Source organism: Pelagirhabdus alkalitolerans, from assembly GCF_900096905.1.
GTDB lineage: Bacteria > Bacillota > Bacilli > Bacillales > Amphibacillaceae > Pelagirhabdus > Pelagirhabdus alkalitolerans.
The window spans coordinates 202,788-216,961 of sequence record NZ_FMYI01000001.1; the positions used below are offsets into that span (position 1 = coordinate 202,788).

The following is a 14,174-nucleotide window of genomic DNA, read 5'->3' on the forward strand; positions in this document are numbered from 1 at the left end:
TTGTGCTCATTTATAACGCAACCATTCACCAAAATAATGAGACATTTACCGGTTCAGTATTAATTGAAAATGGCACGATCACACAAATAAATAAGAATATTGAGCGCCCAAATGATGAAAGAGCGATCGACGCAAATGGGTTGCACTTAATCCCTGGCTTTATTGATACACATATTCACGGGGCAAATGGACAAGATGTTATGGATGCAAGTGAAGAAGCGCTTGATAAAATGGCATCTTACCTTGTCAAAGAAGGTACGACAAGTTTTCTTGCAACAACGATCACACAATCAAATGAACAAATTGAAAATGCTCTTAAGAACACAGCCAACTATAGGTCAAAACCCAAATCTTCTGAACTCCTCGGCGTGCATTTAGAAGGGCCGTTCGTGGAACAAAGTAAGGCAGGTGCTCAACCCGCTCAGTTTATTAAAAAGCCAGATCTATCTCTTTTCAATACATGGCAGCAAATGGCTGGTGGGCTCATTAAAACCATTACGATGGCACCCGAACATGATCAAGATCAATTTATTGAAAAATTGCGACATGACGGGGTTAACGTCTCAGCCGGTCATACGGATGTGAATTTCAAGGAGCTAAAATCAGCTGAAGAAAAAGGATTAAATCAACTGACACACCTCTGTAATGCGATGAACGGCATTCACCACCGTGATATCGGTGCTGTTGGTGGTGCGTTTATGCTTGATTCATTAAAGGCTGAAATTATTGCAGATGGTATTCACGTCTCACCTGAGATGCTCGAACTAATTGTTCAGAATATAGGAAGTGATCGCTTGCTATTGATTACAGATGCAATGCGCGCAAAGGGCTTACCTGCGGGTGATTATGAACTAGGAAACCAGCCTGTTACGGTAACAAAAGACCGTGCAACACTAAAAGATGGTACATTAGCTGGAAGTATTTTGAACATGATTGATGGTGTGAAGATGCTCTACCAGTTGCCTAATGTAGATATGGGCGATGTGATCAAAATGGCATCATCAAATCCAGCGAAGCAGCTAAACATTGATCACCAAAAAGGTTCGATCGATATTGGAAAAGACGCTGATTTATTACTTGTTGATGATGAATTTAATTTAAAACTAACGATGACTAAAGGCGAAATTGCTCACCAGGAGGGTTTATAATGCATATTATTAAAGTAAAAGATTATACAGAAATGAGTCGATACGCAGCACAACATGTGATCAAAACGATTGAAGACCATGATGAACCAGTTTTAGGATTGGCGACTGGTTCAACACCTGAAGGAATGTACAACTATTTGATTGAAGCCTATCAAAAACAGAAAGTATCCTTTGAAAATGTGACGACCTTTAATTTAGATGAATACATCGGCGTGCCAGCAACTGATGAAAATAGCTATCATTATTTTATGGAGCACCAGTTGTTTAAACACATTGATGTTGATCCAAATCACACTCATTTACCAGATGGAAATACCGATGATCCCCAGAAAGAATGCCTTGACTATGAAAAAGCACTTGAAGATGCTGGAAACATTGATCTTCAAGTACTTGGACTCGGCTTAAACGGACATATCGGTTTTAATGAACCAGGTACACCCTTCTCATCTCGAACACATGTAATCGAATTAGATGAATCCACTCGTAAAGCAAATGCACGCTTTTTCGATCGAAAAGAAGACGTCCCTACCCACGCTATAACGATGGGTATTGATTCCATTATGGACAGTAAAGAAATTATTTTAATGGTTTCAGGTGAGAAGAAAAAAGAAGCAGTCAAACAGTTGGTGGATGGTGATATCTCAGAGTCATTTCCAGCATCTGTATTGAAAAAACATCCTAATGTGACGCTAATCGTTGATCACCCAGCAGCAGAGCTTATTGATTAATCGTAAAAAACCGGCACCTCTTAAGTAGAGGCGCCGGTTTTTAATCGTTTATCGTTTATCGAATTCATCTGGGTCTGGACCTGAACGGTCGTCTTGGTTCAATTGATTAATCGCTCGCATCTCTTCATCAGACAACTCAAAATCAAACACATCTGCATTTTGTTTAATACGGTGTGCTTTCACCGATTTTGGTATGGTGATGACATCGCTTTGTAAATCCCAACGAATGATCACCTGTGCTGTTGTCTTCCCATGTTTTTCAGCAATTTCTTTAAGTGTTGGATTATCTAAAAGCGCACCTTGTTTAAGAGGTGACCAAGCTTCTAGTTGAATATTGTGTTCATCACAGTATGCACGAAGCGGTTCTTGTGTGAGGTGCGGATGGAATTCGACTTGATTGACCATTGGAACAATTTCACTATCTTTAATTAAATCCGCTAGGTGATGTTCCTTAAAGTTACTCACACCAATCGCTCTCACTTTACCTTCATGATATAATTTTTCAAAAGCTCGCCACGTTTCCTTATATTTACCTAACTTCGGTAAAGGCCAATGAATCAAATAAAGATCTAAATAATCCAAGCCTAACCGATCTAACGTATCGTTAAATGCTTCTAACGTTGATTCATAACCTTGATCACTGTTCCATAACTTCGAGGTGATGAATAAAGATTCACGATCGATTCCTGACTCTTCGATCGCTTGACCGACCCCTTTTTCATTTCCATAGATCGCAGCTGTATCAATGCTTCTGTAGCCATGTTCAAGGGCTGATTTAACTGAATGTACAACCTCTTCCCCATCTTCTACCTGGAACACACCCAGGCCTAACATAGGCATCTTAACACCATTATGAAGTGTCGTCGTTGATGTTAAATCTTTTAACATAAAAAGCATCCTCCTTCAGTTTAACTGTTTGCTACTTATTTCTATTCCCGAATTAGCTTTTCCTCTAACCTAAAAATATTGCATCTTTCTTATTAAATACGTAAACTATAGCATGCAAGTACTTATGAAGGGACGAAACGTAATGGAAGGAAATCTATTGCTTGCTTTTAGCTTAACATTAGTCGCTGGTCTCGCAACTGGTATTGGTAGTTTACTCGCATTTTTCACATCGACGACGAATACAAAATTTTTATCATTTTCACTAGGGTTTTCTGCTGGGGTAATGATCTATGTCTCCATGGTTGAAATTTTCCCAGAAGCTAAAAATACATTAACACAGGCTCAAGGTGAAGTAAGAGGAATATGGTTAACAGTCATCGCTTTTTTTACCGGTATGATTTTGATTGCTCTTATCGACCGATTTATCCCTGAACAAGGAAACCCTCATGATGTAAAAAAAGTTGAAGACATGAACGTATCACCTGAAGACGTTCAAAATCAGGAGTTACTAAAAATGGGGACTTTTACTGCACTTGCAATTGCGATTCACAATTTCCCTGAAGGGATTGCAACATTTACAGCTACCTTGCAAGACCCTGCGCTCGGAATCGCCATAGCAATCGCGATTGCTATACACAATATTCCTGAGGGAATTGCTATATCGGTGCCAATATATTACGCAACAGGGAGCAAGAAAAAAGCTTTTAAACTGTCCTTTTTATCAGGGTTAGCAGAGCCAGCAGGTGCCGTGCTTGCTTATTTTCTCCTTATGCCCTTCTTAACAGATACAGTATTCGGTATGGTTTTCAGTGGGGTTGCAGGGATTATGATGTTTATTTCACTTGATGAATTACTGCCTGCGGCTAAGCGTTACGATGAAGCCCACAGCTCAATATACGGGTTAATGGCCGGTATGATGGTGATGGCACTTAGCCTTTTATTAATGCTATAGCATGCATCTAAAAAAGCATTCACTTGAAAAATTTCAAGTGAATGCTTTTTTATTACAATTAATTCTCTACGTGGTGAATTTTACTAAATCGATACGTATTGGTTGGTACTTCTTTAATAATTGGTGACACACCCCCGACAGCAATTAAGCTAAGCGAATGCATAGCACGCGTACATGCTGTATACAATAAGTGTCTCTCTAAATCATTTAAGTATTCATGTGCACTCGCATCATAAACAATCACTGCATCAAATTCAATTCCTTTTGCTAAATAAGCCGGAATCACATGGATCCCCTCTTCATACGAGTGACTTGTTGGATCGATTTGGTGAATCGTTTCATAAGTTGAACGTAATAAACGTGCAACGCGATCGGCTTGCTTACGATTCTTCGTCACAACAGCAATCGTTTGATGATTCGCTTTCTCGTAACGATCAATCAATTGATAGAGCTTATATTCAGCAATCGTATCATGATCTACTTCAATCACTTCGGGTAATTCCCCCGCACGGTTAAATGGTTCAATTTGATCTCCACCCGGAATGAGTGATCGAGTGAAATCAACAATTTCTTTTGTTGAGCGGTAACTACGCATCAGTTGAATCCGGTGATGATCATCCCGTTCTTCTTTCATAATTGAATCCTCAAGCAACGCATGATAATAGATGGATTGGTTATAGTCACCTAACAATGTCATATAACTGCTTGGATAGATACGTTTTAAATAGCGAATTTGAAATGGTGAATAGTCTTGCGCTTCATCGATAAAGACGTGCTTAATCTCACGATTTTCATTAAACCCTGTTAACATTTTTTCAAAATAAAGGAACGGTGTGGCATCTTCCCAAGCTAAAAAGTTTTCATTTAAATATTGTTTTGAAAATTTAGCTATTTTCTGCCACTCCTCTTCGGTCATCTCATCACTATTAGCTGGTTGATCATACAATTTCTCGTATGTCTTTTTAACGTTAATAAAATTAAATCGCTTCACCTTCTCTTGTAGTGGTAACAAGGCACGTTTGACGATTTTTTGTTTTAAATACTGTGTTTCTGCATCAATTTCATGATGGTGATCAATTGTTTCTTGATCTAAATGAGAGAACGCCTCTTGTAAGTCCGCTTTATCCAATAACTGCAGTTCATCTTCAACCCAGTCTTGATCAATTAATGTCGTTTCGATTTCTTTTAGGTGACGTAAAATGTAACGCATTAGTTTTTCAACACGTTGTTGAAGTGGTAAGTCTCTCAGTTGTTTATAAAAATATTGGCTAAGCTGATTTTTAGATAAAATCACATCTCCACGAAAACGAATCGTTCGAAATTCAACGCCACTATAATGTAATTGATCAATAAAACGATCGACCTGTTCTTGAAAAGCTTTCGTTGCTTTATGACGCATACCGAGCATTCGCTCTGTTTGATCCTCATGGTTTCTCGAAAGAGACAACTCTAATTGTTCAAATGGTGATTCGACCACAAACCGATCACCTAGTTGCCCTTCAATATACTCATAAAATGTCGTCTGTTTTATATTGTCTTCACCAAGTTCAGGTAATACACGGGACACATAACCATTAAACAATGGATTAGGTGAAAAGAGAATCATTTGATCAGCCTTCATTTGCTGACGATAGCGATACAGTAAGTAGGCTACACGTTGCATCGCGGCTGATGTTTTTCCACTGCCCGCGACACCTTGAACAACGAGGTACCGGTGGGTTTCATTACGGATGATTCGGTTTTGTTCGCGCTGAATCGTTGCTACAATGCTTTTCATCGTTGTATCTGCTGATTGACCTAAAACAGATTGCAATAAACCATCACCAATCGTAATACCTGTGTCAAACATTCCTGTTAATTCACCTTGTTTGGTCACATATTGACGTTTTAATGTTAATTCACCATGAATCGTTTCATCCACCGCTTCATAATGGGCATCACCTGGCGGGAAATCGTAGTACATGCTGGAGATTGGTGCACGCCAGTCATAAATTAAAAAGTCTTCTTCGTTTTCATCCATTAAAGATGATGTTCCGATATAAATCTTCTCTGCTTCATTTGTTCCATCTTCCCGAAAGTCAATTCGACCAAAATAAGGTTTATGTTGTAACTTCTGTAATTTAGACAATTGCCATGCCAGTTGTCCGTGTGTACGCTCGCGTTCAGATAAAAATTCTGCCTGTTGTTTTAAACTCGCTTGTGTTTCAAGTGCATCATCTAACTCGGTTAAATTAACCGTGACATCATCCCAAAAGTCTTTTTTAATATCGATGACGCGATCTTTAATCGCTCTCATATATTGACTGAATCGTTTTATTTTCTTATCAATCAAATGACCCACTTGTTGCATGCGTTTGTATTCTTCTTCCCACTCTTGATTTTGCTTTGGCATTTGATCACTCCTTTAAAAAACCGCTTACTTATATTTTTATCTAATCTACATTTACCCTATACCTTAAGTGATTATCCATCAAAAGTCGATAAAGCACAACTAATTTGCAGATCTCTTTCTTATTTTTGAAAGATGCGTTATTCTATGTAGTTGAAACGTTTTTTAGAAAGAAGGGATTGCAATCGAAACCGATCAACTAGTTAAACGTAATGTACGCATTATGTGGTTTGCTAACTTTTTTATAGCAGGTAGTATTACGATGGTGCAACCATTTTTGTCTTTATATATAGATTCACTCGGAAATTATTCTGATCAGTACGTTCAAACAGCTTCTGGTGTCATCTTTAGTATTACTTTTGTTGCTGCTTTTATCTTCTCACCTATATGGGGGAAAGTCGGTGACCGGATCGGGCGCAAACCGATTCTTGTTGCATTTGCAATTGGACTCGGACTGTCGCTCTTTTTAATGGGGTTTGTCACGAATGTCATCCAGTTATTTTTCCTTCGCTTATTCATGGGTGTTTTTACTGGCTTTATATCGATGTCGGAAGCCTTAATTTCAACCCAAACATCAAAACGTGTTGCAGGACAAGTGCTCGGGACTTTACAGACAGGAACCATTACAGGTACATTGATCGGCCCTTTAATTGGCGGTACATTAGCTGACTTATTCGGTTACGCTGCTACATTTAAATGGCTAGCACTTATTCTGTTCTTCAGCGGATTTCTCGTGCATTTCGGGGTGAAAGAATTTAGAGTTGATAAGAGCACAAGTCATGACCGTGTTTACACAAGTCGTCAAGTCATTAAACACATGCTGAGACAACCCCTTCTACTGTTCGTGATGTTTATGTCGATGATTGTTCAAGTATCGAACTTTAGTATTCAACCGATTTTATCTTTATTCGTCGCTGAATTAAGTGGCGCAAGCAGTGTGGCATTCTTATCAGGTCTTGCCTTTTCGGCTGCTGGTTTAGGGAAATTATTAATGGCTAAAAAGTGGGGGTTTATTGGCGATAAATTTGGCTACATTCATATTATGACACTCTTGTTGTTTGCCTCAGGTCTCGTTTATTTACCTGGTGGATTTGTCACAAGTTTATGGCAACTCGTTTTAATCCGCTTTTTATTAGGGATTACACTCGGTGGTATTATTCCACTACGCGTTGCCTACATTAGACACGTTGCACCGATTGAGATGCAAGGTGAAGTGCTCGGTTATAACACAAGCTTAAAATTTTTCGGTAATATGATTGGTCCTATGATCGGCGGAACCATTAGTGCATCCTTCGGTTACTCAGCCGTATTTGTTTTCACTGGTTTATTACTCATCTCTAGTGGTGTTGTCATGGTCATCGGACAAAAAAGACACCCAGAGCTACTCACACAAAATGCGTAAAAAAAGATCATCCTCACTAAAACGTTTTTTAGGAAGGATGATCTTTTTCTATTATGATGAGCGTTTTGCTATAACATCCATTTCAACTTCTGCCCCTTTAGGCAATTGACTCACTTCAACAGTCGCTCGAGCTGGATAAGGCTCTTTTAAAAATTCTGCATATGTTTCATTTAATATACTGAAATTGTTCATATCCGTTAGATAAATTGTAAATTTAATGACGTCGTCGAACGTTAAATCCGCTTCTTTTAAAACAGCACGTAAGTTATTCATCACTTGTAATGTCTGTTCTTTAATATCGCCGTCTACGAGCTTCATCGTTTCAGGGATCAAAGGAATTTGTCCTGATACAAACACTAAATCGCCCGTATCAATAGCTTGCGAATAGGGCCCAATCGCTTCAGGTGCTTGATTTGTCTGTACTTTTTTCATCGTCATCTCACTCATCCTTTTCCGTTTAAATTTGTTAAAAGCTTATCATATGTTCAGTTGTTTAGTAAACTGGAGTTAACCGATACAACAAAAGGAGGTCAAACTTTGCTTAAAACATTTCCAATTCAAACACATCATCACAGTGACATGATTGATGTGACCGATTCGATTCAAGAATGGATTCTAGATCAAGGCATTAAAGACGGTACACTCTTTATTCAATCCATGCATACAACGGCTGGGATTACCGTTAATGAAAATGCTGATCCAGATGTTAAAACAGATTTTTTAAGACGCCTAGATGAAGTCTATCCTTGGCATCACAAAAAGGATCGACATATGGAAGGCAACACGGCAGCTCACCTTAAGACGAGTACAGTCGGTCATATCCAAACACTTCTCGTCGAAAACGGAAAGCTTGTACTTGGCACGTGGCAAGGTGTTTACTTCTGTGAATTTGACGGACCGAGACATCGAAAATTTGTTGTGAAATATGTTTCGGCATAATATGTAAAAGAAGCTCGAGCAAGGGCTCGAGCTTCTTTTAGATTTATTTGATAGACAACACGGCAACGGACATGGGGGGTAATGTCACGTTTAGACCGTTTGCTGTCTTCTCAAAATTAGTCAATGTTTCTGGTTTTACTTTGTCTGGTTGATCAAATGTATTATGATCATTCATTTTACCTGATGTTATAAATTCACCTGTAACGTCTGATGTTTCAATGCCTCTTATATTTAGATCAATCGTCGTCTCACTATCCTTATCAGCATTCGTTAAGCTCACATTTAATGTGCCATCTGATTGTTTGGAAGCAGATCCATTTACTTTCGGATACTCAACACCAGCTTCTTCTAACATGTCTGATTCAATATCAAGATCAACACGCTCTGCATCTTGGTGAACGTTATACATTCTAAACACATGATAAGTTGGTGTTAAAAGCATCTTATCGTCTTCTGTTAACACCATTGATTGAATCACATTAACCATTTGAGCAATGTTGGCCATCTTGATTCGATCGTTATGGTTATTGAAAATGTTTAGTGAGATACCTGCGATCACAGCATCTCGCACTGTGTTCTGTTGGAATAAGAATCCTGGGTTTGTGCCAGGTTCAACATCATACCAAGCGCCCCATTCATCAACAATTAAATCCACACTTTTTTCTGGATCATATTTATCCATAATTGTTGAGTGTTTATCAATTAATGTTTCGATATGGTATGCTTTTTGCATCGATACGTGCCAATCGTCTGAATCAAATCTTACAGCATCGCCTTTATTCCAAAAGCCTCCTGGGTGCACATAATAATGAAGGCTTAAACCGTCCATATGCTCTTTTGCTTCACGCATCAAAACTTCTGTCCAATTATAATCATCAATATTTGGACCACCAGCAATTTTATAAATTTCATTGCCGCTATAATTTCTCACATATGTTTGATAACGTCTATAAAGGTCTGCATAATATTCAGGGCGCATGTTACCACCACAACCCCAGTTTTCATTTCCTACACCGAAATACTTCAATTTCCAAGGTTCTTCTTGTCCATTTTCTTTTCGCCAGTTCGCCATAGGTGATTCGCCATCAAATGTCATATACTCGACCCAATCAGCCATTTCTTGAACCGTACCACTACCAACATTTCCATTCACATAAGGCTCTGTCTCTAACATTTCACATAGTTTCATAAACTCATGTGTCCCGAAGTGATTGTTCTCAACAACACCACCCCAGTGCGTATTCACCATGCGTTTACGTTCAGTCTTAGGGCCGACACCATCTTTCCAATGGTACTCATCTGCAAAGCAACCACCTGGCCAGCGTAGAACGGGAATATTTAAATCTTTTAACGCGCCTAAAACATCATTACGTATACCATTTGTGTTCGGAATAGAGGAATCTTCACCGACCCATAATCCTTCATAGATGCATCGACCGAGGTGCTCAGCGAACTGTCCATAGATGGCTTTATCGATTTTACCTCGACTTAAATCTGCGTTTAATACGGCTTTTGTACTCATAAAATTCACCTCTTATAATTTTTAAAAGCTAGTTAATATTTTATACATATTGTTAATAAAATTTATTCATGTCTTACTGTATGTGTATCTATTTTTTGAAACACATGTAACGAAATCCATGTTTGGAAAATGGCAATTGCACTTACCGTGAAAAAGAGTAACAAACTCGGGAACTCTAATGATAAAAAAACAAGTGAAAACGCAAATACCAGCATCATGAAGGTATAATGTAGCTTACCAATCCCGATAATGACAGCATATTTAATGTAACGGAACCATTTTAATTCATAATGCACATATAGATTAAAAACCCAAATTAATATAGTGGCATACAGTACAACTATGAAATAAAAAGCAAATGGAACATAAAACGGTGTATAAATGCTTGGGTCATGCATCAAGGTGTAATTAAAGTATAGAACAGCCCCTACTAATCCAAGACCTAATCCGAGCATATTTGAGTGGAGAAACTCCCTCTTATATGTACGTGTGAAGTGTTTCCAAATTGAAAAATCAACATCACCTTCTAGCACCATTTTTCTCATCGTACTAAGTGCTGCAACAGTGGCAGGGAACACACCAAATATGAACACCCCTAATAGACTGAATAGTAACCACAATATATTTACGAATGCTAAAGTCCATATTAATTTAAATAAATTATCGAGTACATTCATCGTATTATTTTTGCTCATATTAATCCCCTCACTGAATCATAGAAATTATGTTTCTATCATGCTGTACATTCACATATGGCATTCGACTAATTACAACTAAGAATAATAATCGTATATGAAGCATTTATTATTCTTAGTTGTTCAGTCTAAAACCACTGTTATTCATTAACCTTTTACTCCACCTACTGTTAAACCAGAAACGAAATACTTCTGGAAGGCGATAAATAGTAGAATAATAGGTAATATGGTAATAACCGAGCCGGAAATCAAAATATCGTAGTTGTTACCGTAAGGTGTTAATAACGACGCTAAACCGACCGGTAACGTAAACATGTCATTTGATCTGATAATAAGTAATGGCCATAAGAAATTATTCCAACTACTTAACCCTTGTAGGATTGCCATTGCTGCAAATGACGGAAGCATCAACGGCATCATTATTTTGAAGAAAATACCATATTCTGTTGATCCATCAATTCGAGCAGCATCCATTAACTCTGTAGGTAGCCCTAACGCATATTGTCTAAAGAAGAACACAGCAATTGGCGCTACAATTAACGGTAGCATAATCCCAAAGTACGTATCGATTAAATTTAAATCTATAAATAATTGATACAAAGGTAACATTAAGATCTCAAATGGAATCATCAAAATCATGATGACCATTAAGAAAATAACATTTCTTCCTTTAAAATCATACACAGCAAGCGCATAGCCAACCATTGAAGAGAAAAATAGTGATAATACAATTGTTAAACCTGTAATGATTAAACTATTCATATACCACTGCCAATATTCCGGTGCTTGTGTGAAAATAAATTCATAGTTATCAAGGTTCATTCCAGCCCAATTAATGTCTAAACTAATACCCTGACGCATTAATTCAGATGACGGTCTAAAAGAGGAAACGAGTAGACTGATAATTGGAAGCAACGCCAAGAATGAAATAATCACAAATAAGATATTTATAAATAGTTTTTTAAAAAACGATCGCTGCTTTTCCATTATTCATCACCTCTTTTAAATGCACCTGTAAATTTAAGTTGAATGATGCTCACAATAAAGATAATAATGAGGACGATAACACCTATAGCTGCACCGAATCCCATATCATTTCTTTGAACACCTTGGTCGTACATATAACCAACCATTGATAAACCTATATTACCTGGAGAGTTCGCTTCCCAGAACACATAACTTTCTTCAAACATTCTAAATCCGTTAATAATTGTAATAGTTGTTACAAACGTAATAATCGGTTTTAAGTGTGGGATTGTGACATAAAAGAATTTTTGAACGGTACTTGCACCATCAATATCTGCTGATTCATATAATTCAGGTGGCACATTTTGTAGCGCCGCTAAGTAATACATGACATTTACACCCATCCAACGCCAACTACTCAATATAACCATTAAGAACATAGCTGACCATGATTGGTACTGCCATTGGATCGGTTCTCCACCGAACCAAGTAATCACCTGATTAGCTAATGCTGTATCTGTTTCACCAAAAATCAACCTAAAAACAGTACCTGCAACAATGATAGAGGCTAGTGAAGGAATAAATAAAGAAGCTCTATAAAATGTTGAATACTTTGTTGCTTTTGAGTTAAGCAAAGCAGCCAGTAAAATCGGAACGGTTACAAGTATAAGGGTTGTTAAAATAACATATATGGTCGTATTCTGAAAAGCCGTATAAAATGTTGGGCTTAGGACTCGACGATAATTACTTAAACCTATAAACTCAGTTTGTCCAGGTAATATCCTTTGGAAACTCATAATAAAAGCTTGAATAGCTGGATACAATGTCAATACGATAAAGGTTACAATAAATGGGCTAACCAAAATATAAGGAACAACTTTTTTACTATTTAAAAATTTCATCACTCTATTATTCTGAGCATTTGATTGATTCGCCAATTTCACGCTACCTCCAATCTATATGGAGGGCAGTTTAAACTGCCCTCTTTAAAATTAAGTTTACTGCATACCTGCTCTGATACTTTCAGCTGCTTGTTCAAGTGCCTCACGAGGCGTTTGGCTTTCTTGTCTAATCACATTAAACATGACATTTGAATCAATCTCATCTAAAACGTCCGGCGTGTACTGATTCATATGAACACCTACCACATCATCACGAATATCAAGTAAGATATCGAAAATATCATCGTGGAAGAAGTCATAGATCTCGTTATCTGCACGAATTTCTTCTGATTCCCAAACATCCCAACGTGGTGGATCAAATCCTAGCTGGTTCCATAATTCGATATTACCTTCTTCAGATAATTTAGCGAAAGCTAGAAACTCTTTCGTTAAATCAACATCCTCAGCTTGATTTGTTACAGTTGTACCTGTTCCACCCATAGCAACTGATCTCGTATCAGAACCTGGCCACTCTGGTAATGGACGGATCTCTAATTTTCCACTTAAGTCTTCCATATTATTCATTAACTCATTCATATAAAAAGTTGGTGCAATTAATGATGCTTGACCACCATCATTCATAAAGCCAAAGAACTCTTCTGCGTGATAATGACCACCTGGTGTTACTTCAGCAATATCATGTTCTGATACCATGCTTGATACAAATTCTAGAATTTCAACGTTTTCATCATTATCCATAATCAAGTTAAGATCATCGTCAAAGAATGATGAGCCCGCTTGACGAATAAATGGCCAAATGCCATACCAGTTTTCTGGAATCGTCGTCATTGGAACATCAGTATTTTCTGTCACTTGTTGACCTGCCTCGATATAGTCATCCCAAGTTTCAATCGATTCTATATCAACACCTGCTTCATCCATAATTTCTGTATTATAATAAACCATTGTAGCACCTAAGTGAGTTGGAGCACCGTAATAGTCCCCGTTCTCGTCACTATACATATCGACACGTTCTTCAATAAAATTATCAATCTCTGGTTCAAATATGTCATTCAATGGTTCTAATTGAATGTCACCTTGTAGGAAGTTAGGGAAACGAGCGATCTCAATATCAGCCATGTCCGGTGCACCTTCACCTGATTGCAATGCCAATGTTAAGTTATTGTGCATTTGATCAAATGGGTATGTTTCAGCTGTGAACTGAATCGGATTGTCCGGATACTCTTCGTTCCATCTAACTGCAGCATCTTCAAAAAATTCAGCGTGACTTCCTGCGAATGTCCAGAGGTTAATTTCCGTTGCATCTTCTAAATCTTCACCAACTGTCACAATTTCTTCTGCATCGCCTTCTGCAGCATCATCTCCATTGTCACCGTTTCCGTCACCACAACCAACAAGGAATAGTGTCAATGCTAAGGTCAATACGCCAAACCACTTTTTCATTTTTATTTCCTCCCTTAGAACATAGTTAATACCTGGTCAATACATACTCATTTTTATGTCTGAGTCGTATCCCTCCCCCGTTATTCATTTATTAACTTGACTGAATAACTTAAACTACAACACTCGTAACTTTTTGATACTGAACAAATCAATTAAAACCAATCGATCTAAATGTTTCAACACAACGATGGATGCGTTTA

Annotated in this window: 13 protein-coding genes; 5 read left to right on the forward strand and 8 right to left on the reverse strand. The window is 37.8% G+C overall.

What is annotated here, in order from left to right:
* Window positions 1-2 precede the first annotated feature (2 nt).
* Both nagA and nagB read left to right on the forward strand, forming a co-directional pair.
* Window positions 3-1,148: an N-acetylglucosamine-6-phosphate deacetylase gene (gene nagA, locus BLR62_RS00905; RefSeq protein WP_090791923.1), complete on the forward strand. Its 1,146-nt coding sequence runs from the start codon at window positions 3-5 to the stop codon at window positions 1,146-1,148.
* Entirely contained in the window at window positions 1,148-1,876 is a 729-nt protein-coding gene (nagB, locus tag BLR62_RS00910; RefSeq protein WP_090791925.1) for a glucosamine-6-phosphate deaminase, read from the forward strand. Before nagA ends, nagB begins: the two co-directional genes overlap by 1 nt.
* Before the next feature lie 48 nt (window positions 1,877-1,924).
* Here the strand turns inward: nagB and BLR62_RS00915 are convergent, their stop codons facing one another.
* The gene (locus tag BLR62_RS00915; protein ID WP_090791928.1) at window positions 1,925-2,764 is read right to left on the reverse strand and encodes an aldo/keto reductase; all 840 of its coding nucleotides are present in this window, start codon (window positions 2,762-2,764) and stop codon (window positions 1,925-1,927) included.
* 142 nt (window positions 2,765-2,906) lie between these two features.
* Here BLR62_RS00915 and zupT point away from each other — a divergent pair, with 142 nt between their 5' ends.
* Complete coding sequence (gene zupT / locus BLR62_RS00920) at window positions 2,907-3,716, forward strand: zinc transporter ZupT (RefSeq protein ID WP_090791931.1); 810 nt, start codon at window positions 2,907-2,909, stop codon at window positions 3,714-3,716.
* A gap of 58 nt (window positions 3,717-3,774) precedes the next feature.
* On the opposite strand, the gene helD is transcribed toward zupT, so the two are convergent.
* Entirely contained in the window at window positions 3,775-6,108 is a 2,334-nt protein-coding gene (gene helD / locus BLR62_RS00925; protein WP_090791933.1) for an RNA polymerase recycling motor HelD, read from the reverse strand.
* Window positions 6,109-6,328: 220 nt separating this feature from the next.
* Here helD and BLR62_RS00930 point away from each other — a divergent pair, with 220 nt between their 5' ends.
* Window positions 6,329-7,507 carry an MFS transporter gene (locus BLR62_RS00930; RefSeq protein WP_090791936.1) on the forward strand — a complete coding sequence of 393 codons (1,179 nt, stop codon included), beginning with the start codon at window positions 6,329-6,331 and terminating at the stop codon, window positions 7,505-7,507.
* A gap of 51 nt (window positions 7,508-7,558) precedes the next feature.
* On the opposite strand, the gene BLR62_RS00935 is transcribed toward BLR62_RS00930, so the two are convergent.
* The gene (locus BLR62_RS00935; protein ID WP_090791938.1) at window positions 7,559-7,945 is read right to left on the reverse strand and encodes a RidA family protein; all 387 of its coding nucleotides are present in this window, start codon (window positions 7,943-7,945) and stop codon (window positions 7,559-7,561) included.
* A gap of 99 nt (window positions 7,946-8,044) precedes the next feature.
* On the opposite strand from BLR62_RS00935, the gene BLR62_RS00940 reads away from it, so the two are divergent.
* Window positions 8,045-8,446, forward strand: a complete 402-nt coding sequence (locus BLR62_RS00940; RefSeq protein WP_090791941.1) for a secondary thiamine-phosphate synthase enzyme YjbQ — start codon at window positions 8,045-8,047, stop codon at window positions 8,444-8,446.
* Between the two features lie 43 nt (window positions 8,447-8,489).
* Here BLR62_RS00940 and BLR62_RS00945 read toward each other — a convergent pair whose 3' ends face one another.
* The 5 genes from BLR62_RS00945 to BLR62_RS00965 form a co-directional block, all read right to left on the reverse strand.
* On the reverse strand, window positions 8,490-9,968 hold the full coding sequence (locus BLR62_RS00945) for an alpha-N-arabinofuranosidase (RefSeq protein WP_090791944.1): 1,479 nt from the start codon (window positions 9,966-9,968) through the stop codon (window positions 8,490-8,492).
* A 62-nt stretch (window positions 9,969-10,030) separates the two neighbouring features.
* The gene (locus BLR62_RS00950; protein ID WP_090791947.1) at window positions 10,031-10,663 is read right to left on the reverse strand and encodes a YesL family protein; all 633 of its coding nucleotides are present in this window, start codon (window positions 10,661-10,663) and stop codon (window positions 10,031-10,033) included.
* A gap of 147 nt (window positions 10,664-10,810) precedes the next feature.
* Window positions 10,811-11,650, reverse strand: coding sequence for a carbohydrate ABC transporter permease (locus tag BLR62_RS00955; RefSeq protein WP_090791949.1), 840 nt, complete (start codon window positions 11,648-11,650; stop codon window positions 10,811-10,813).
* A complete protein-coding gene (locus tag BLR62_RS00960; RefSeq protein WP_090792582.1) occupies window positions 11,650-12,531 on the reverse strand; it encodes a carbohydrate ABC transporter permease in 882 nt (293 codons plus the stop codon). Before BLR62_RS00960 ends, BLR62_RS00955 begins: the two co-directional genes overlap by 1 nt.
* Before the next feature lie 96 nt (window positions 12,532-12,627).
* Window positions 12,628-13,974 carry an ABC transporter substrate-binding protein gene (locus BLR62_RS00965; protein WP_090791952.1) on the reverse strand — a complete coding sequence of 449 codons (1,347 nt, stop codon included), beginning with the start codon at window positions 13,972-13,974 and terminating at the stop codon, window positions 12,628-12,630.
* Between the last annotated feature and the right edge of the window lie 200 nt (window positions 13,975-14,174).